Below are 22,061 nucleotides of genomic sequence, written 5' to 3'. Positions count from 1 at the left end.
ATCCACAGGCTGCGCACAACTTACCTCACCATCGCCGCGCTTTCACAAGGAACCGCACCTTGGATAACAATGCATCTCACCATCGCAGCACAACTAACCGCACATCTGCGGCACAACAAACCTCACTTTTGGCACATTGCACCTCACCTTACTGGGCCTAAGCGGTTGACCCCAAAGGGAATTTGTTTTTCCTGTTTGTTAGTTGGGTTGTTTACTTCAAAAAAAACCAAACAAACATGAGCTTTCAGAGGTCCCGGAACTGAAGCCGAGGAGACGGCTCGGCAGAACCACCGCCCATCCGTCATGTTGGGGGATTCCAGGGACTACTCTCGGACGTCAACACGGGGCGCGAATGGCCGTTGCATGAATTCGATTGATGCCCTTTCGCATGCCGCAATGCCAAACCTCCGCCAGCAATTGAAGGTGAGGTTCTATGTGCGGCCGTATAGGTGAGGTCCATTGTGCAAGACCTGCGGGCACAACTGGTGAGGTTAATTGTGCGCACCGCTTTCGCAAGCACAATCAACCTCACCTTTATGGGAAGGCCGCTGCATTGGCGGAGCCAGCACGATTAACGCATCTGGTGAGGAAACCCTGCCTCGGGTTCCGCAAATCTTGCGCGCGGACGCCATCGCCGATCTGGCAGAGGTCAAGGTGAGGTTGCTTGTGCAGAATTCTGCAATGGTGCTTCCGGCTTTACGGCATACGGGCGACGGTGTCGGGTCTTCGCGCCTCTGATGGTGAGGTCATTTGTGCAGGGTCCTGCGTCGCAAGGGAAGATATGTAGGCACCTTGCGGTCCTTGTGGAGGGGAAGACGCCTTATAACTGCCTAAGATTTCAGCAAAACTGTAGCTTTTTGGGAAAGTTGGCTTAGAAAACAGCGGTTTATAAGGCGTTGCTCAACCGTTTCCTGTATTCTGAGGTTTCCGGAATTTTGTGGAAAAACCTCAGAATGGTGAAAACAAGCCAACTTCCTGCCGTTGATCGAACTGTTCCGCTTGAGCAGATATCCCAGTTCGCGGAAAAGGTCACGATTTTCACGGATGAGCTTCGCGAGACGATACTCGCGCCCCGCCCAAGAAAAACCGCTCCAGTCTATAAAACCGGGGAGATTGCCGAGATGTGCAACATCTCGCATTCCCAGGTGCAGTACCTCGCCACCAAGGGAGATGGTGACTTGCCGCCAGGCACTGCCGCGGGGACCGGGCGCACGCGGACTTTTACGCTCGAAGAGGCGCGCATTTGGGTGCAGAAGGTCTCGGACGTGTATCAGACGCCGTTGGTCACTGGAACGAGGGAGCCCCAAGGCAAGATTATCATCACGGCCCAGCTGAAGGGTGGGTCGGCCAAAACCACGACCACGATGTGCCTCGCCCAAGGGCTGACGCTGCGCGGCCGGAAAGTGTTGGTGGTGGACCTGGATCCGCAGGCTTCGCTCTCGGAGCTGTGTGGGTTGTACGCCGAGAAGGACGTTTCACCGGACGACTCCGTGCTGCCCTATATCTATGACCAGCAAATTGAAGGTGGCTTGCTGGGCCAGGTGCAGTCGACCTATTGGGACGGTCTGGATCTGATTCCGGCACATACCGAGCTGATCGGAGCAGAGTTCCATTTGCCTGCCATGCAAAAGGTAAAGCCGGGTTTCCGTTTCTGGACAGTGCTGAGGGAAGGGCTGGAGCCATTACGAAAGCACTATGACTATATCCTGATGGACACGTCGCCTTCGTTGTCGTATCTGAACTTGAATGCGCTCATGGCGGCCGACGCGATGGTGATGCCGATGGTCCCGGAGAACCTCGACTTCATTAGTTCGCTGTCGTTCTGGCGGTTGTTCTCGGATGTTTCCAAGAGCTTTATCAAGTACGAAGCAGACAAGAAATACGACTTCGTGTCGCTGCTGCTCTCCAAAGTCGACTATGGGCGCACATCGTCTGCGCCCATAGTTCGGGCATGGGCCCAGAGCGCTTATGAAAGCTGGCTGCATTCGATTGAAGTGCCCGCCAGCTCCGTGATGAGCACCGGGGCTTTGGCCTTCTCGACCGTATTTGATGTGAGCAGTACCCATAGCGCTGCGAAATCGCTGCAGCGGGTGCGCCAGCCGATTGTGGACTATTGCCGATGGCTGGATGAAATCTATGCAGAAAAATGGAGGAGCGCGCAATGAGCAATATGCGAGAGCAGCTATTGGCTAAGACCGCTGGTATCCGCAAGACGTCGGCGATTCAGAAGGACGAGATCAAGCGCAACGAGCGTACCCAAACGGCTCCGGGACTGGCCGGAGCGCTGGCTGTCGCACAGATGCGGGTGCAGGAACTCGAAGCCGCCGGGGTCGCTTCGCAAATTGCTGTCGCTGAGATCGGCCCGAACCCCTGGCAACCCCGACGGGTGTTCAACGATTCGAAGCTCTCGGACCTGGCTGAGTCGATCCGGGAAGTGGGATTGATGCAACCCATCGTGGTACGCCGCGCCGAATCAGGCTATCAGATCGTCGCGGGTGAACGTCGGTGGCGAGCTCACAAGATGCTCGGCGCAGATACCATCAAGGCGGTAGTCGCCGAGCCGTCGGACGCTGATATGGCGGTGCTGGCGCTCGTGGAAAACGTCAGCCGTGATGATCTGTCTGACTATGAGATTGCGCTATCCATTCGGCAAACGGAGAAGGAGTTTCCCTCTCGTGCCCGCCTGGCTGAAGCCCTTGGGCTTTCGCGAAGCGGCCTCTATCGTTTCCTTAGCTTCGCACAGCTGCCTGACTATATCATTCGGGATCTCGACCTTCAGCCGAACCTGCTTGGTGGGACAGCTGCCGAAGCCATCGTCATGACGATTCGCAAGTACGGCGAGGCCGGCGATGCCGCAGCGAAGGAAATCTGGCCGCTGGTGGCGTCGGGCAAGATGGATCAGGGCAAGGCGGCAGGTGCGATCAAGGCGCTAGCAACCCGTCGGGCTGAGGCTGCGAGTTCAGCGAGCGAGCGCAGCATTGACAAGTTTTTTTCCGGAAAGGAACATGCTGGCTCGATCACGAAGGACGTCAATGGCTTTACTGTTAAGATCAAGGGCAATGTTCTTAGCGAAGCCCTCGAGACCCAGATTCGCCAACTAATCAGCGAGACGTTCCATCACCAGCCGAAGTAAGCGCTGCGAACGTGACAAGAAAAACCCGCCGAAGGCGGGTTTTTTGTTGACCGCTTGACGCATCGACCACCAATTCCAACGCTCGGTCGAGCGGCTTTTCCGGCGTAATGTTGAAAAGGGTCGCCTACAGAGTGTCCCAAGTCGGGACCGGTGTGTACCACGGCGCCCTAAGCAGCAGGGAAAAAGTGGTGTCCTCACCCGCATTCAAGGGGGCGAACGCAGCAGGCGTTGGACACCCATGCCTCCTTCACGCATTGCCCAGCAGACGGCCTGAAGCTCGAGACGGGCAGAAGCATTGCCTTATTTCCATGTTCCCGCGCGGAAGATTCACGGGGATGTCGCCGGAATTGCGCATCGACTTGGTATAGGCGTCCCAACTTGGGACAGTGTCACGTAGTTGCTAACGCTAGGACACCTCAGGGCGAGTGAGTTAAGGGCGGGGCTGCTCCATGTTGCGCCCTAGTCTTGAGCGGTCAGCGCCCAAATTGCCCCAGAGAGATCTCCGCCGCTTGTGGATTGACACTCGTCCGCAGTGACACCTTCCGTCGTTGTCTGGTGCGCCGTGGCGCGTTCAATGCGCAGTCACAAGGCGCTCGTTCCCGACCGTCCCAACTTGGGACAGTCGCATCGTTACCCGGCGTCGTTGCCCGGATTCCGTTAAGCACACCAGACCGTCGATCGTGACGAGGCAATTATCCAGAGGCTACGGTCGGAGACCGCAGTCCGACGGTGTAACTGACGGCTTGCATTGTCAGCTCCCAAACGCTTTGCGCGGGCATTCCAGAGTCGGCCCCCCGTTGGTCGGAGGCTTTTGACTATCGGGCAGGCGTGTCGGCGGACGGGGCGACAGGCGCGCGTGCGCGAATCTGTCCCAAGCTGGGACAGATCTTGGTGAGTGGGCGAAGAGCCAGGAATCTTAGTGCACGGGCGGTGCCCGGTGTTGGCGGCCTGGCATAGAGGATCTATGGGAGGAGCTTGGGCTTCGCCAGCGACTGTCCCAAATTTGGAGAGCGCGGCGCCCCGGGTCGATGACATGAGGCCATTGTGCCGCGCCATCCTCCTCTCCCTGGTTGGTTGCGGCACTTTCGGACGAGTGCGTCGCCGTAAGACTGTCCCAAGTTGGGACGAAGCCCCTGAGCTCGCCCTCATGACTGCGGCAATCTCCCCAAATCAACGCATCGACGTGGGCACTACTGGGAGGAGCTCCCCGTAGGGGTCGTGAGCCTCAGATGTCCCAAGTTGGGACGGCGCGATGTCGAGTCTCGGATATGACGATAACGCTCCGCGCCCACGTCTTTATGTCAGCAGTGCCGCCAGGCCGTCGCGCGCGGAAAAGGACAAAGATTTGAGTGCAGTGGGCCAACCTCTGGAGTTGCCACCGGCGTACCGTTATGGCGTCGCTTTCGGCGGCGCCGAGGAGACACTGCCCCAAGTCGGGATAGCTTCGCATCAACAACAGTGCACGGTAGCCTGGGCCAGCCAAGATAGAGGCCTACCATCCGCACAGTCACCCCGCCTCTGAAGGAAGAATCATGGCGAATTTGAGGGGCGCGGTGTCCCGGCTTGGGACAGTTGCGGGCAAACGACTCCGGTCAAGGCCGTCCCAAGTTGTACGGGCGTCGCGGCGAGGCCGCGTGGAGAAGCATTCTCCAATAGCCCACTGCGGAAGGGCCGCTCAACGCGCGGCCGCCGGGGAGAAGAGATCTGATCATCCATGGGCCAGTTTTCCCAAGTTGGGACACTCCGATGAGCTTGAGCCCTTCTCACCGACATGCCGCCTTCCCTTTAATACGCGCTTACTTGCACCGCGTCTATAGAAGGCGTCCGGGGCTCACGCGCAAGGACCCCTCGGGCCCTTGTGCGCAAGGCTGAGAGGCGCTTCTGAATGAATTGCTGCAGGGGGTTGTCCCAAGTTGGGACAGTCGCTCGACGGAAATCGCGGTGGGTGCCGATTCCCAAATCGGGACACCGCGGCGCCGTGCCTACTCCGAATCTGGGAAAAGTTTTGCTACGGCCGTGAGGCTGCGGGCCCGCTCCGCACGCACATACAACGACGTCGTCTGCAGCGAGACGTGGCCTAACAGCCGCTGGAGGACATCCGGTGGCATGTCGTTGGCGACCGCATGGGTGGCAAACGTATGCCGCAGCGCATGGGGCGATACCTGGCGCAGCAGAATACGCTCAGCATCTACCAGTGGCAGCGTGGCATCATCGGCTATGCGCAGCAGCGTTACGGTCAGCACCTGGTACAGCCCGTCCGGCGAGAATCCCTTGCCCGTCAAAGCCGGCTGGCTGTCTTCCAGGCTGAGGTGCTTCGCCTGTGCCGTGGGAGTGGAGGGCACCACCACGGGCGACACTAGCGACAGCGACTGAGTTCCGTCCTCGAAATCATGACCTCGGTCGTTCCAGTGGGCGCGCAATGCCGCAATGACTCGCTGCGGAAGAAAAACCGTGCGCCACTTGTTGCGCTTCCCGAGTAGCGCCAGCTCCCAAAGCCCGGTGGGCATGCCGGCGTGCTCCGGCACAGGCTTGAGGTGGCAACGCAGCGCGCGGGCGGCCTCCTCCCGGCGCGCGCCGGTCGACCCCAACAGCAGCACCGCCGCGCGTGCCAGACGGTACTGCGCTCCCGGTGCGTCGGCATCGTTTGCGGTCAGTGGAGCGGCCAGCGTCGTCGCCAGCAACGACGCTGGCCACTTGGCGCAGAGCTGATCAAGGATGCCATCCGGCCGAGCGAGCGCATCCCAGAGGCGCGCTGGCAACGCCTTTTCGACCGCGAGCGGTACCTCGCGGCGCGCCGTCAATGGGTCCTGCACCAGCAGCCAGGGATTGCCCCCAAGGTAGCGCACGCCCACCAGCCAGGAAAAAAAACCCCGCAGTACCAGCACCGCGTAGCGCTGGGATTGCGGCTGAAGCACGCCCGCAAAGGGGCGCCAACGCGACGAGGTCCGAGGGACCTTGGGGCCGATCCAGGACGGATCCGGCTGTGCCAGGAAATCCTTGTAGCGTTCACAATCCTCGGCGCTCACGCTGGAGAGCGCGGTGCGGCGCACGCCCACACACCAGAGCAGGAAACGCTCCAATTCCTTCTGATAGGCACGGGCCGTCTTGTCCCGGTCGCGGAACCGGTAGAGGTACGCGTGGATGGCCTCCAGATCATTGCGCGCGGCGATGAGACAAAAGCCCGGCGCGCGATTGCGGCCCTGGCTGCCGTCAAGCGCAGACACCACCCGCCCAACCTGCTCCAGCGGCACCAGATTGCGGCCGAGATCCGGGTCCAGTTCAACCAACGCTGTTTGCGGCGTGTCGTCAGCGACCACGAGCGGGCCCAGGGTGGCGGCATGGCCCTGCAGCCAGCGCTCAATGGCGCGCGCCTTGCCGACACCAAGCCTTGGGATCGGCAGGTACCAATGCTTGCCCCGCAGCGCAATATAGGTATGTAGCTGCGCAAGCGTGTGAATCTGTTCCTGACGCAGCGTCCGGAAGACGATAGGCCGCAGCCATGCTGACACCGGATCGTCCGGTTGCGGCCGCGAGAAATCCTGATCGGCGGCCCGTACCAGGTAATCGATGGCCGTTTTCGGCCAGCGGTTGAAGCGGCGGGCGTCGGCTAGACTTTCCGACAGGTACGGGTTGGCTAGACACACGCGCTCGACCAAATGGTCGCGCATGGCGTCGAGCCATGCCTCCAGTTGCGCCGGCGTTTCGATGCCTGCGGCTTGCAGCGCCTCCTCGTCATAGACGCGAGACAGGATGTGCGCGGTGGGAATGCGGTTGAGGCGGAAGCGGAGCGCCGTGAAGTCGGCGCGGGTATAACGCGGATTGGCTGCGGCGACGTTGTTATGCTGAGCCATACTGGACGGAGTTAAGTAATGGTTGCATCTTACCTGATAATAATTGGCCGCTTGCCGAACCTTTGTGCGGCATGAATCCTTGTGGCACGCCATTGCCTCAATGGAATCTGGCTTGCGCAAGGTGGTGGCGGGACACGCATTTTGTGGCTACACTGCCTCTATTGCGCCTCAGCTTCCCCGCCCGGTAAGGCAGGGAACGCCTCTTAAACGGCCCCCCAGCGTCGTTGCCGCCACCCCCGAAATATCGCCGTGAACCTAAGTGCACGCTGCAAAAGCCCCTATATTACGGAAAAAATTAAACCTGATAATACCAGTTATCAGGTAAATGGCGGTCAACTACACTGCACGCATGAACCGCGAATCACGCTCACAACATAATGTTGTAGCCGGTTGCACCTGATGTTGTAGGTGATCACGGTCATGACGGCGTGGTCAGGCAACCTCATATCGGGCGATAGCGGAGCAGGGGGGACCGTCATCCCATGATAGCGGCTCGGGGCGTTTCTCCAACTGTCTGAATTCGCCCGTCGCACAGGTCGTGCGACAAACGCGCCGCCAGCCTCTTGGTAAATCCAAAACCTCGTGCCGCGCTCTGGCCCGCCGAGCAGGCGCCGCCTGCGGAGATCGGCATTGGCGGGGGCGAGGGCGGCCGCGACCGACCAGCCGGCCTCTGCCCAGTACGTCAGCGCGGATCCTTGACCTTGCCATTGCGCCACAATGGCACGCCGGCGGCGTTGACGGTGCCGCATGGCGCGATAGCAGCGCGCTGCCTTGCCAGGCCGGGCGATGGGCCCCCACGTCTCGCTGGCAGCAATAACAGGCTCAACGAGGGAGGTAGCGTGACGGCGCGGGCCGGTCGCGATCTCGCCGGCGTCCGGACAATGCAAGTGAGCGCCTTCCAGCGTATCGCGAACACGCTGCTCCGCCAGCGCCCAAAGCTGAAGCAACGTGACCGCCGCCGCATGGTAGGCCAGCCACGTGTGATCCGGTGTCCCGGAAAACGACCGATTCGGCGTATGGATGGACGCGTGTAGCATCACCTGCTCGCTCAAGTCGCCGAATACCCCAGCCGGTGGCGGCCGATAGGGCCAACGGCGCAGATCGACATTCGGTTCGACACTGCGCGCCCACAGGCATTCAGTCATGACGAGCGTCGCCTGCGGGTGACGCGCCGCGGTCACGGCGGCCACGGCGGGATGCGGATACCGGAAGATTCTGGCCAGCCAGGTCGCGGTGCGAGGTACCACATGGCGTCGAAAATGACGTGCCATGGCCCGGTAGTCCATCAAAGCTGGCGCATCCAGCCAGTAGGATGATGCGTTCCGTCAAATCCGGGTCCGCTGGCGTTTGCCGATAGCGATGGTGACGGCGCGAGGCCGTGTCCGGCCTGCGCACGACCCGCAGCGTGTGCGGGAAAAGGAAAAAACGTCAGGCGGGGCGGAAGCGGCTGCCCCACCTCCAGACTCGGAGCATCTGGTGATCGACAGCACTGGGCTGACGCTTTACGGCGAAGGCGAGTGTAAGGTTCGCAAGCTCGCTGGGTCCAAGCGCCGGACTTGGCGCAAGGTCCATCTCGGAATGGACGCGAACACCGGCCAAATCTGTGCTGCACCGATAACCAGGACGTTGGCGCTGGCGAAGTTTTGGCCGACCTGCTCGGCCAGATCCCGGCTGATACATCGATCGATACCATCGGAGGCGACGGCGCCTACGACAGCAAGCCGTACCACGCGGAGATTGCCGCGCGAGGTGAACCAGCCCTGCCAATCCTGCTGCCGTGCAGTGGCTGGCCCAGGCGCAGCACCGCTTCGAGCAGCTGGGGCTACAGCGCCAGCCAGGCCCACGGCGCGGCCCTCGCGCAGCTGAGCGCGCTGGTGGACAAGCAGGCCGTCTTCATTGCCTGCCAGCACCTGTACCACTGGATCGCGGCCATCGCAGCGGCAGCGGCCGTGATCGTCATGGCGCAGAGGCAGCTGCGCTAGGTGTGAAGTCTCTCAAGAAACAGAAAAGAAGGTGGCTGTGTTGATGTGGCCAGTGCTACCGGATTGACCTGAAACCCGAGGGCTCTGTCGCGGTAAGGGAGCGAGGACGAGAAGACGCCCGAGGGCACCACTGACTTATGCTGCCAGTGAATAGAATTGCTCTGCAGCGGAGGGATTGGTCCCTTCGTGACACTGCATCTGGCCCTTGGCAATCATGTGCATGAGCTCGATACCGCCCAACAGGATGCGCGCGCAGCGAAAGTTCTTGAATCCAAGTATCGGTCGGGTCAGGCGTTTGATGGCTCGATGGTCCTGCTCGACAATGTTGTTCAGGTACTTGACCTGCCGGATTAGTGATGGGTGTTTCTCGTTCGGCGTTGACGTCGTGCAGGGCCGCCAGGTTGGATGCGCTGCCGTCGATGGTCACCGAGCCAAAGTCCAAGACACTACGCCGCTTCGTCAGAAGTTAACCCTGCGGGGTGTTGCACTTCGTACTTGAACCGCCCTTCAAAAAAGTTCAGAAATCCGGATTACTGCCAGTGCGATGATGAAAGCAGTATGAAAGAGTTCTGATGGAGAACGCAATGGCCCATGTGCGTCTGATGATTCTCCGCACTCGTTGATGTGTGCGTTGTTGAGCACATTTTTGGGCGATCCGAAATGATGCGCTCTTCTTCCAATTTCCAGCCAATTTTTGACAGTCCTGACATCAGGAGAATCTCCTATTTTGAATGCCTGACACGGGCTCGCGTGGGCGACGATGAACCCATCGCGAATGGCAGGAGATTTCATTCCGACGCTAGAACAGTCGGGTCTGATGCGCCCGCTAGATGGGTGCTCCGGATCTGATAAAAATGGATAAAAAATATATCGCTTCCATAAGAAGTAAGAAAAGTGACTTGTCTCAGTTGATCGGTATGGTCAAGCTCGCGAAAGGTATCGGTCAGGATGTCGCAATTGAAGGTGTAGAACGAGATTGACCTGGAATTGGCTCGGAAGGCCGGTGTTAATTGGGTGCAAGGCTATTATTTGGCGGCGCCATCCGCGCTTGTGACCCACTCAAAGGTTTCCGTGGGGTCTTTTATCCCGGTAGCGGCCGGCCACCGTCTCGAATCCTGAATGCCTTCGTGTATCAGCATTGATCCTTTCGGCGTCGTTTCTATCTACACAGCATAACGATGATCCATCAACAGGGTAATCCAAATGAGTGCAGCGGCGTTGAAGGTGGCGGAATTTTTCCGCTCGAACTGGTTGATCTGTTGCTTGTCGATCGTCACAGAGGCGCCGCCGCCCGAGAACATGCCGGACTTGCGCGTCTCCTGTGACGTGGTGCTCGAAAGCGGTGTTCTGCGCCGCACCGGTCACTACGTTCCGATCGGCAATGCAGGGATAGTTGCATCGAGGCCTGCAGCAAAAAACTGGCTGCAACAAGGCCGGATATACAACTGCAACCGATCATATTCGGGTACCGGATAGTTGCTCAAACGCGAGATGTACGTATGCAAAGCAAAGGGCTCGTCAACTTAAAAAGACCTGCCGACGAACCCGCATTAACCCAACCAGCTTCTACGATTCCGAGGGGCGGCCCCTTCAGCCGTCCAAGCGCTTCAAGAATTTCTTGTACTTACTATGAATAAGACCTATCGCCTCGTCTGGAATGTGAGTTTGGGGGTGCTGCAGGCAGTGTCGGAGCTTGCGCGGGCGCGCACGGGCAAGCAAAGTGGTGCCAAGCGCATGGCAAGGCGGGCAGGAGGGAGGTCGGGGGCGAATGCTGTAGGCGGGTCGGTCGCCACATCTGCGAGCGGTGGCCGGGTAAATGTCTCGTTTGTGGCGCTTTCGGCTTCGAGGTTGCTGCTGTTGAGCACGTTAAGCTCGTCTGCTATTGGCGCCAACTTGGTGTGGTCGCCCACGGGGCCCAATTCAGGCGGCAGTGGCACCTGGGACACCAGCCTCACGAATTCGGCTTGGTATAACGGCACGGTTTCGCTTCCCTGGAACAACGCCACCGGAGATAGCGCCGCCTTTGGTGGCACCGCTGGCACCGTTACCGTAAGCGGTACGGTGAACGTCCAGAATATAGGGTTCCAGACGACCGGGTACGTGCTCACGGGTGGCACGATTAATTTTGGGACCACGCCGTCGATCATCACGACCGATGTTGGTGTGACCGCCACGATCGGCAGCGTGCTTCAAGGGACGACGGCTTCTGTCACCAAGAGCGGCGCTGGCACGCTGATATTGACGGGCACGAACACGTACGGCGGCGGCACCATCATCAAGCAAGGCACGCTGCAGGTCTCGGCGGATGCGAACCTGGGCGCTGCAGCGGGCAGCGTCACATTCGATGGCGGCACGTTGGCCACCACGGCCACCTTCAGTACGGCGCGTTCGGTAAAGCTCAATGCTGGCGGGGGCACGATTGACGTGGCGCCGCTGACTGCACTGACGATGAGTGGCGTCATTTCCAACGGGAATGCCAGTGGCGCGCTAAATAAGACGAACACTGGCACGCTGATCTTAACGGGCACCAACACGTATACGGGCGTTACGACGATCGCTGGGGGAACGCTCCAGACCGGCAATGGTGGCACGACTGGAACGCTTGGCACCGGAGCGGTGACCAACAATGGCACGCTGGCTTTCAATCGCAGCAATGCCTACAGCTTTAGCGGCGCGATTTCGGGTAGCGGTACGGTTATTCAAAACGGGCCTGGCACCCTGACCCTTGGCGGTGCCAATAGTTATATCGGCGGCACCACCATCAATGCTGGTACCGTGCAAATCTCGGCCGACGCTAACCTCGGTGCGGCCACCGGCGCGCTGACGTTCAACGGTGGCGCATTGCAAGCCACGACCAATGTCAGCACGTCGCGCGCCATTGCGCTGAACAACTCCGCCTCATTCAGTTCAACCAGTGGCACGCTGACCCTGGCCGGAGTGGTCTCCGGCAATGGTGGCGTGACGGTAACCGGCGGCACTGTCTTCTTGAATAACGCCAGCAACACCTATACGGGAGGGACTACCGTCAACGCTGCCACGTTATCGATTGCCGGTGACGGTAGTCTCGGTGCGGCTCTGGGCGGGGTGACCCTCAGCAATGGTGCGTATCTGACAACGACATCGACGTTCAGTACCGGTCGAACGTTCACGTTGTCGAGCGGTCTCGGTGGTTTCAATACCTCTAGTAGCACCACGCTGACAGTCAACGGCAACATAGCCGGCACCGGTAGTCTGCAAAAGGGTGGGTTGGGAACGTTGGTGCTCAAGGGGAACAATGCTTACACCGGTGGCACGTTTATCAATGGTGGCTCAGTCCAGGTGTCGATTGACGCCAACCTCGGCAGTGCGTTGGGTGGAGTCCAATTGTCGGGGGGCAGCAACTTGCTGACCACCGGCAGTTTTGCGACGGCGCGCGGCTTTGTTCTTAACAGTGGCACCGTGGGTCTTAACGTCTTAACGGGCACGACACTTACCCTCAATGGCATCGTTTCCGGCGCCGGGCAGTGGATTCTATCTGGTGCGGGTACTACCGTCCTCGGCGGCGCCAACACCTATACGGGCGGCACGCGGATTGACCGCGGTGTGGTGCAAATCTCTGCGGACAACAATCTTGGCGCCACGTCGGGCACGCTGCGCTTCAATGGCGGCACGCTTGCCGTCACATCCACGTTCAATAGCACACGCGCCGTGACGCTGAATGACGGCAATGGCGGCGGCATTATCGATGTCGCCAATGGCCAGACCCTGACCCTGAACGGGGTGATCAGCAATGGGAACTCGGCAGGGGGATTTACCAAGACGAATACCGGCACGCTGGTTTTGGGGGGGACCAACACCTATTCAGGGGTTACGACTATCAGCGCGGGCACGCTGCAGGTGGGCAACGGCGGAACGTCGGGGATACTTGGCGCTGGCAATACTACGAATAATGCTGCGCTGGTGTTCAATCGCAGCGACACCTACAGCTATGGCGGCGCGATCTCCGGTACTGGTTCACTGACCCAGACCGGTACCGGCACCACCGTGCTGACGGGCACCAATAGCTATGCCGGACCTACCACGGTTTCGGCGGGGGCGCTGTACGTCGACGGCAATTCCAGTGGGGCACATGGGTTGATCTCGGTGGCCAGCGGCGCCACGCTGGGCGGAAAGGGCACCATTGGCGGCAATGTCACCATCGCGTCTGGTGCAACGTTCGCCCCAGGCAGTGTTGCCGGTCCTGGCACGCAGACCATCAATGGCAACCTTGCCTTGAGCGGGGGCTCCATTCTGCGGTACCGGTTGGGCCAAGCCGACACGGTGGGTGGCAGTTTTAATGACCTGACCCAGGTCAACGGTAATCTGACCTTGGCCGGCACGCTCAATGTGAGCCAGGCCGCTGGCGGCGTGTTCGGACCAGGGACTTACCGCCTGTTCAACTACACCGGTACGTTGACCAACAACGGCTTGTCGCTCGGTACGATGCCGGCTGGGACGACAAACACCTTACAAACCTCGGTGGCCAACCAGGTCAACCTCGTCACATCTGCAAATGTGCCGATGAGTTTCTGGGATGCCGCCAATCCGAACAATGGCGCGGTAAACGGTGGCACCGGCGTCTGGCAGAGTTCGGCCGGCAATCAAAACTGGACCGATGCCAACGGCACGGCCAATGGCCCCTATGGCGACAGCACGTTCGCGGTGTTCCAGGGCACGCCGGGTACCGTCACGGTAGACAACAGCCTTGGCCAGGTGACCAGCTCGGGCATGCAGTTTGGCGTGAATGGCTATACCGTCACGGGTAATCCCATCAGCCTGGTCGAAACGACCAGTGGCAGCAACGCCAGCACCATACGGGTGGGGGACGGCACCGCGGCCGGGGCCGGGTACAGCGCGACCATTGGCTCGGTGCTGCAGGGCTCCACGCGTGTGATCAAGGCCGATCTTGGCACCCTGGCGCTGGCCGGCGCCAATACGTATACGGGTGGTACCACCGTGTCCGGCGGTACATTGCAACTGGGCAACGGTGGTACAAGCGGATCGATCGTGGGCGACGTCCTTGACAACGGCACACTCGCTTTCAATCGCAGTGACAGCAGCACCTTCAGCGGTGTGATCTCGGGAAGTGGCACGGTCAATCAGAGGGGGGCCGGCACGACCATTCTGACCGGTGCCAACACCTATACAGGCCTCACCACGATCTCGTCGGGTACGTTGCAAATCGGCAACGGCGGGACGACGGGCACACTCGGTGCCGGCAACGTCGTTGACAACGGCACGCTCACCTTCAATTTAGGCAATAGCTACGCCTACAACGGCGTGATTTCGGGCAGCGGACAAGTGCGGCAGGCAGGTGCCGGCACGACAGTCCTAGGCGCCACTAACACTTACACGGGTGGAACCGCGATCACGGCAGGCACGCTGCAAGTTGCGGCCGACGCCAACCTTGGCGCCGCCTCTGGCGCACTCAGTATCGACGGGGGGACTCTGGCCACGACGGCTAACATCACCTCGGTCAGGGCGACGACACTCGGTGCGGGCGGCGGCACGTTCGACGTTGCCAATGGCACCACGCTGACGATGAACGGGGTGGTGTCGGGAAGCGGACCGCTCATCAAGAACAATAGCGGCACCCTCACGCTGAATGGTACCAACATCTATGCCGGCGGTACCGTGGTGAACGGCGGTACCGTTCTGGTGAATTCCGATGCCGGCCTTGGCGCTTCGTCGGGTGGTGTCACCCTGAGCAACGGTGCGAGGCTGCTTGCTACAACCAGTCTTGCGTCGGCACGCAATATCGTTATAAGCGGCTCGGGTGGCCTCGGCTCGACTGCAGGGACCCTCACCGCGAATGGGGTTATTTCCGGCGGCACGCTCAACCTGACCGGCAATTTGGTGCTAACTGGCAACAACAGCTTCAGCGCACTGAACATGACGAACGGCGGCTCTGTGTCGGTGTCATCCGATGCTAATCTCGGGGCGGCCGGCAGCTGGATTAGCCTGGGCAATTTTGCTGTACTGGGGGTGACGTCGAGCTTCACCTCGACCCACGGCTTGAACTGGATTGCCGGCATAGGGGGCGGCACGCTCTATGTGGCGGACGGACAGACACTGACTCAGGCGGGAACCATGGCCGGTTCGGCCGCGCTCCGGAAAACAGGCAATGGCGCGGTGGTTCTCACCGCCAACACGGGTTACGGGGGCGGGTTATCCATCAGCGCGGGTCGCTGGCAATTCGGTAACGGTGGCACATCGGGCTCGATGGGCGGGTCTATCGGAATTAGCGGGACCGGCACGGTGGCCTTTAACCGCAGCGATACCAGTACCTATGCAGGACCGATCTCTGGCACGGTCGGATCGCTAGAGCAAATCGGCAGTGGCACGACAATCCTGACCGGTGCCAACACCTTCATCGGCACGACCACCATTGAGGACGGCACACTGCAGATTGGTAGTGGAACGTCAGGCTCGTTTGCCGGAAACATCACGAACAATAGCAGGCTTGCGTTCGGCCGTAGCGATACCATTACCTACGCTGGCTCGATCTCTGGCAGCGGCTCGGTGACGCAAGCTGGCATCGGCACCACGGTGCTCACGGGTACCAATACCTATACCGGAGGCACCAACTTCAACGCCGGCACGCTGCAGGTCGCGGCCGACACTAACCTGGGGGACGCCAGTGGTGCGCTGGCCTTCAACGGCGGGAGCTTGCGCGCGACGGCAAGCTTCAGCACCAGCCGTGCCGCGACGCTTGCCGCCGGTGGCGGTACCTTCAATATTGACAATGGGACGACGCTGACCGAAACCGGCCTGATATCAGGCACGGGCGGCCTCACCAAGGTCGGCACGGGGACGTTGGTGCTGACCGGCGCCAACACCTTTACCGGTCCGACCACGGTGTCAAATGGCAGCCTGTATGTCGACGGCAAGGTGTCCGCGACCTTGGTCGCGTCGGGGGCGACCCTAGGCGGCGCTGGCACCATCGGCGGTAACGTGACCGTGGCGAATGGCGGCAGCCTGGCCCCGGGCCATGCGGATGGCACGAGCGGTACGCTAACCATTAACGGGGACCTGACGCTCAATAGCACCAGCAACCTGAATTTCACCTTTGGCCAGATCAATAACGTAGCCGCCAGCGACTTGATCAACGTGAATGGCAACGTCACGGCCGCCGGGCTGCTCAATGTGACTACCCCGGCGGGTGGGACATTCGCCCCTGGTATCTATCGCGTCTTGAACTACACCGGGACCCTGGCCAACAATGGTCTTGCGCTTGGTTCCGTGCCCGTTGGGACCACGCTGACGCTGCAGATGGGCGTTGCCCATCAGATTAACCTCGTCAATACCACGGGCCAGCCCCTGGCCTTTTGGGATGGCTCCTCGCCGACCTCTAAGAACGACGGCAACTTGGACGGTGGCAGTGGCATCTGGAATACCAGTACCCTCGGAGCGGACAATTGGAGTGGTGGGGATGGCAGCGCGAATGCCCCATACACCAACGGGTTCTTCGCAGTGTTTCAAGGCACGCCGGGCACGGTGACTGTCGATAACACTTTCGGTCAGGTTTCAACGTCGGGCGTGCAGTTCGTGGTCGACGGCTATACGATCAACGGCCAGCCTCTTACGCTCACCGAAACGAGTTCCGGCACCGGCAATACCACCCTTCGAGTCGGCGATGGTACGGAAACGTTCGGTAGCATGACCGGAACCATTGCCGCCGTGCTGCAGGGCACCACGGGTGTGACCAAGACCGGCCTAGGTACGCTGGTACTGAGCGGCGCGAACACCTACAGCGGTGGCACGACCATCAGCGCTGGCAAGCTCCAGATATCGGCCGATGCGAACCTTGGGGGCCCATCCGGTGGCCTCACCTTCGATAGCGGCACGCTGGCCACGACGGCGAGCTTCAACTCGGCACGTGCGGTCACGGTCACGGCAAATGGCGGCACGATCGATGTGGCCGCCGGGACAACGCTCGGGCTGACTGGTGTCATTGGCGGCGCAGGTGCACTGACCAAGACGGATACGGGCACGCTGGTGCTGAGCGGTACGAACACGTACAGCGGCGGCACCAACATCAATGCCGGTACGCTGCAACTGGGCGACGGCGGTGCGACGGGTTCGATCACCGGTGACGTGACCAACAACGGCACGCTGGCGTTCAACCGCAACAACACGATGACCGTTGCCGGAGTGATTTCCGGCAACGGCACGGTCAACCAAATCGGTAGCGGCACCACGGTGCTCACGGGTGCCAACACCTACAGCGGCGGCACCAACATCAATGCCGGTACGCTGCAACTGGGCGACGGCGGTGCGACGGGTTCGATCACCGGTGACGTGACCAACAACGGCACGCTGGCGTTCAACCGCAACAACACGATGACCGTTGCCGGGGTGATCTCCGGCACTGGCGTGGTCAACCAGATCGGCAGCGGCACCACGGTGCTGAGTGGCACGAACACGTACAGCGGCGGCACCAACATCACGGCTGGCACGCTGGTGGCGCAGAGCGGTTCGGCGCTGGGGACGGGCGCGGTTGTGAACAACGCGGCCCTGCAGTTGGATTTTGTGGGCAACGCTACGCTGGCCAATACGCTGTCGGGCACGGGTTCGGTGAGCAAGACGGGCGCGGGTACGGCCGCGCTGACCGCAGCGGGCTCAAGTGCCGGCGCGGTGACGGTCAACGCTGGCACCTTGCAGTTTGGGCAGACCGGCGGTTTTGGTGCAACGACCCTTACCACGGCCAGTGGGGCGAACACGGCCATCGGGGCCAACGGCTGGGTGACGTTGAGCGGAGCGCTGACGCAAAGCGCGGGCTCGACGCTGAGCACGGCAGTGGGCAGTCTGACGCAGCCGGCCGTGACCGCGGCCACGGCAAGTCTGAACGGCACGCTGAACCTGACGGGCTACAACGTGGCGGCACCGACGAGCGCGAGTGCGTTGGTCGGCTCGCAGTTCACGGTGGTGCATACCACCGGCGGGATCACGGGCGATTTTGCGAGCGTGTTGCTCAATGGGGCGAGCAGCCCGGTCGATTATCTGCGCGTGGCGGGCCGCATAAGTGGCAACGACTACAACGTTGGCTATGGGCTGACGTGGCTGGATGGGCCGGCCAACGGCAATGGCAGCTTCACACTGGTCAATGCCTCGGATGCCTTCAATGTTGACGTGGCCTTGGGGAACCAAGCGGGCCCGTTCACCAGTGGATGGGATGGCAAGACGCTGACCAAGGCGGGTGCAGGGGTGCTGACGCTGTCGGCGGTCAACACCTACAGCGGCGACACGGTGATCAATGGCGGTACGTTGCGTGCGGGTATTGCGAATGCATTTGCACAAAGCGCGAACGTGAAGGTGGCTGCCGCAGGGACGCTGGATCTGAACGGGTTCAACCAGACGGCGAACAATCTGAGCGGTGCGGGAAGCGTGACGCTGGGCAATGCGACGCTGACGGCCAACGCTAATGTCGATACCACCTACAGTGGTGTCATCAGTGGGTCAGGGGTGCTGACCAAGACGGGCGCGGCGACACTGACACTGAGTGGCACGAACACGTACAGCGGCGGCACCAACATCACGGCTGGCACGCTGCAACTGGGCGACGGTGGTGCGACGGGTTCGATTGTAGGTGACGTGACGAACAACGGCACGCTGACGTTCAACCGCAACAATGCGATAACCATTGCCGGGGCGATCTCCGGCACCGGCGCGGTCAACCAGATCGGCAGCGGCACCACGGTGCTGACGGGCGAGAACACCTACAGCGGTGGCACGACCATCAGCGCTGGGACACTGCAGTTGGGCAACGGAGGCACTACGGGGAGTGTGCAGGGTGCAATTGACGTGGCCAATGGGGCGACGCTGGCGCTGGAGCGTGGCGCGGCTTACACGCTGAACAACACGCTGAGCGGCACGGGGTTGATGACGGTAAACGCTGCCGGCCAGAGTTTTGACTTCGCCACGGCAGCGACGGGTTCGGGCTTTGGTGGCACGGTGGCGTTGCAGAACACCACCTTCAATCTGGGTGGGGCCAACGCGGGTGCCCTGGCGGGGTCGACCTTGCGGCTCGATAGCGGCAGCGTGACCACGGTGGCAGACGGCACCCAGAGCATTCAAGGGCTGGCCTTCAACGGCGGCAAGGCGATTTTCAATGCCTCGGCTCCGGCGCAGACCCAGGCCACGAGTCTGATCCAGGCGGGCACGCTGGATGTCAGCAGCACGGGTACGGTGCAAGTCACCGTACCGACTCCCTACGTGGTACCCACGACGACCCCGTCGAGCGGGTTGTCAGTGCTGCAGCAGGACGATGTCAATGTTGGCACCCGCCTGGTTTCCGCCGGTACGGTGCGTGGTAGTGGCGGGGCGTTGACGCTGGTGGACCAGAATGGTCAGACGATCAGTGCGGCGCAAAGCGTCAATGTGCAGCAGGGCGGCAACCTGGTGGCAGTGGGCACCTACGATTACGGCTTGAGCACGGGTGCCAGCCAGAACGGTCTGTATGTGAGCTATGGTCTCAAGCAGCTGGATCTGCAGGCCGGGCAGAGCCTGAGCCTGACCGAGGGGGCCGGGGCGACGGGTAACGACGCGGACCTGTCGGCCAAGCTGACCGGTACGGGCAATCTGGTGATTGCAGCGAACAACAAGGTGTCGCTGTCGAACACCACCAATGACTTCAGCGGTACCACCACGGTGAAGAGCGGAACGCTGGAGGCCAACGCAGTCAATGTCATCGCCCATTCGAGTGCGGTGACGGTGGACGCGGGCACCACGCTTGATACGAATGGCTTTAACCAGTCGCTGTCAAACCTGACGGGTGCCGGGACGGTGACCAACGGTACGTCGACGGCCACGACGCTGACGCTTAACGATTCGGTGTCGAGCACCTTCTCGGGCAGCATCACGGGCGCGCAACTGGCGTTGGTGCAAGCAAGCGGCACGCAAGTGCTGAGCGGCACCAACAACTATGGTGGGGGGACGACGATCAACAGCGGTGCGACCCTGCAACTGGGCGACGGTGGCGCGACGGGTTCGATCACCGGTGATGTGACCGACAACGGCACGCTGGTGTTTAACCGCAACAACACGATGACCGTTGCCGGGGTGATCTCCGGCACCGGTGCGGTCAACCAGAACGGCAGCGGCACGACGGTGCTGAGTGGCACGAACACCTACAGCGGTGGCACGAATATCAATGCCGGTACGGTGGCGATCGGCAATGCCGAGGCATTGGGCACGGGCACCGTGGCGATGGCCGAATTCACCGCACTGGATATTCTGGGCAGCTACACGGTCAAGAACAACATCACCCTGTCCGGTGATCCGATCGTCAATGTCGGTGATGGCCTGACCGCCACCCTCACGGGCAGCATTACGGATGGCACCGCGCCTGGCGTCCTGGAAAAAACGGGGGTCGGCACGCTGGTGCTTGGAAGCACCAGCAATACCTATAGCGGGGCAACCAACGTGCTGGCAGGCACCCTGCAGGCCGGCGCGGCTAACAGCCTGAGCCCGAATTCTGCCTTTTCGGTGGCGGCCGGCGCGACGCTCGCGCTCAATGGCTTGTCTCAGACCGTGGCCGGGCTGACCAATGCCGGCACGGTGAATTTCGGCACAGGTACGACACCAGGCGCCGTACTGACCGTCGCGGGCAACTACGTTGGTAATGGCGGGCAGATCGTTCTGAATACGGTGCTCGGTGACGACAGTTCCGCCACGGACAAGCTGGTGATCAACGGCGGCCAGGCCTCGGGCAACACCGCGCTGGTTATCAAGCACGCTGGTGGCAACGGCGCCCAGACGAATCAAGGTATCCGTCTGGTCGAGACGCAGAACGGCGGTACGACGGAGCAAAATGCTTTCAGCCTGTCATCGTCTTCGGATGGCTACAGGCAAGGTGTTGGTACGATCGCATCCGGTGCCTATGACTATAGCCTCAAGCGAGGTGGCAATGCAGGGGTTGCCAACGACTGGTATCTGGTCTCTGCCGGTAATCAATGCTCAACCAATGCCGAGCGGTGTCCGCCGACGCCGCCTGCCGACCAGCAGTTGCGCCCCGAGGTGGGTAGCTACCTGAACAACAGGCTTGCCGCTTCCACGCAGCAGATTCATACGCTGCACGAGCGGCAGAGCCAAGCGCCTGGCATGCAGGGCCCGAATCTCAACGACGTGACGGACCCCAACGCGTGGGTGCGAGTCGTTGGCAAGACCAGTAACCGGACGGGAGCCGGTGGAATGGACTTGTCGGATACTAGTTATCTGGTCCACGCCGGTGGTGACGTGGCGCGCTTTAACCTCGGTGATTCAGGCAGCTTGCGTGTTGGTGCGATGGGGGCCTACGGCAGTTCCAACAACCGGGCCGACAACGGCAAACTCGGCGCACGTGGCTCAGTGGAGGGCTACAGCGCTGGCGTGTACGGTACCTGGTATGGAAACCAGGACGTCCTGTCCGGCCCCTATGTGGATAGCTGGGTAATGTATGGGAAGTTCAACAACACGGTGAGTGGGCAAGGGCTGCCAACAGAGCGGTACAAGTCGAGCAATCTGGCGGCTTCACTTGAAGGGGGATACTCGTTCCCTATTCTCGAAAGTGAAAATACCCGGATGTTTATCGAGCCGCAGGCTCAGATAATTGTGTCGAACTACCGTGCGAATGACCACACCGAACACAATGGCACGGTGGTGAGCGGGCAATCTGGCACCAGCGTGACCACCCGCGTTGGCGTGCGTCTTCACGGCAGCATCGCCGACGACCATGGGATGAAGCAAATGCGTCCGTTCGCAGAAGTGAACTGGTGGCACGGGCCGAACTCGCAGTCGATTTCCTTTGATGGCATTGCAGTGAACGATGCGCTGCCGGCCAATCGGATTGAGGCCAAGGTCGGCTTGCAGGGTAACGTCTCGAAATCGGTTAGTGTCTGGGGTTCGGTCGGCGTTGAGACCGGCGCCCATAACTACACGGCGGGCAAGGCGCAGGTGGGTATGAAATATTCCTGGTAAGTCGGCAACATCTTTGTTGTGGGCCTATCCGGCAACACTGTCACTAGGTCAAAAGCCGAAAAGCCGTGCAAGCTAGTGTCTGTTCCATGTCGGCCGGGCGAGGTTAAGTTTTTCCTGATC

Annotated in this window: 6 protein-coding genes and 2 pseudogenes; 4 read left to right on the top strand and 4 right to left on the bottom strand. The window is 60.9% G+C overall.

What is annotated here, in order from left to right:
- Window positions 1–953 precede the first annotated feature (953 nt).
- Window positions 954–2,165: a ParA family protein gene (locus ACOCMH_RS12570; protein WP_183300930.1), complete on the top strand. Its 1,212-nt coding sequence runs from the start codon at window positions 954–956 to the stop codon at window positions 2,163–2,165.
- Window positions 2,162–3,133, top strand: coding sequence for a ParB/RepB/Spo0J family partition protein (locus ACOCMH_RS12565; protein ID WP_183300929.1), 972 nt, complete (start codon window positions 2,162–2,164; stop codon window positions 3,131–3,133). The genes ACOCMH_RS12570 and ACOCMH_RS12565 overlap by 4 nt, the downstream gene beginning before the upstream one ends.
- Window positions 3,134–5,115: 1,982 nt before the next feature.
- Here ACOCMH_RS12565 and ACOCMH_RS12560 read toward each other — a convergent pair.
- On the bottom strand, window positions 5,116–6,984 hold the full coding sequence (locus tag ACOCMH_RS12560) for a phage integrase family protein (RefSeq protein ID WP_427308497.1): 1,869 nt from the start codon (window positions 6,982–6,984) through the stop codon (window positions 5,116–5,118).
- Between the two features lie 332 nt (window positions 6,985–7,316).
- Window positions 7,317–8,255, bottom strand: coding sequence for a hypothetical protein (locus ACOCMH_RS12555; RefSeq protein ID WP_427308495.1), 939 nt, complete (start codon window positions 8,253–8,255; stop codon window positions 7,317–7,319).
- Between the two features lie 199 nt (window positions 8,256–8,454).
- Here ACOCMH_RS12555 and ACOCMH_RS12550 point away from each other — a divergent pair.
- A pseudogene (locus tag ACOCMH_RS12550) lies at window positions 8,455–8,736 on the top strand (transposase); the annotation flags it as partial.
- A 365-nt stretch (window positions 8,737–9,101) separates the two neighbouring features.
- On the opposite strand, the pseudogene ACOCMH_RS12545 reads toward ACOCMH_RS12550, so the two are convergent.
- A pseudogene (locus ACOCMH_RS12545) lies at window positions 9,102–9,396 on the bottom strand (DDE-type integrase/transposase/recombinase); the annotation flags it as partial.
- A 733-nt stretch (window positions 9,397–10,129) separates the two neighbouring features.
- Window positions 10,130–10,267, bottom strand: a complete 138-nt coding sequence (locus tag ACOCMH_RS12540; RefSeq protein ID WP_427308494.1) for a hypothetical protein — start codon at window positions 10,265–10,267, stop codon at window positions 10,130–10,132.
- A 328-nt stretch (window positions 10,268–10,595) separates the two neighbouring features.
- Here ACOCMH_RS12540 and ACOCMH_RS12535 point away from each other — a divergent pair, with 328 nt between their 5' ends.
- Entirely contained in the window at window positions 10,596–21,941 is an 11,346-nt protein-coding gene (locus tag ACOCMH_RS12535; protein WP_427308493.1) for an autotransporter-associated beta strand repeat-containing protein, read from the top strand.
- The last annotated feature ends 120 nt before the right edge of the window (window positions 21,942–22,061 follow it).

The organism is Cupriavidus sp. H39 (assembly GCF_050271075.1).
GTDB classification, from domain to species: domain Bacteria; phylum Pseudomonadota; class Gammaproteobacteria; order Burkholderiales; family Burkholderiaceae; genus Cupriavidus; species Cupriavidus necator_B.
This window is presented reverse-complemented; position numbering and strand designations above follow the sequence as displayed.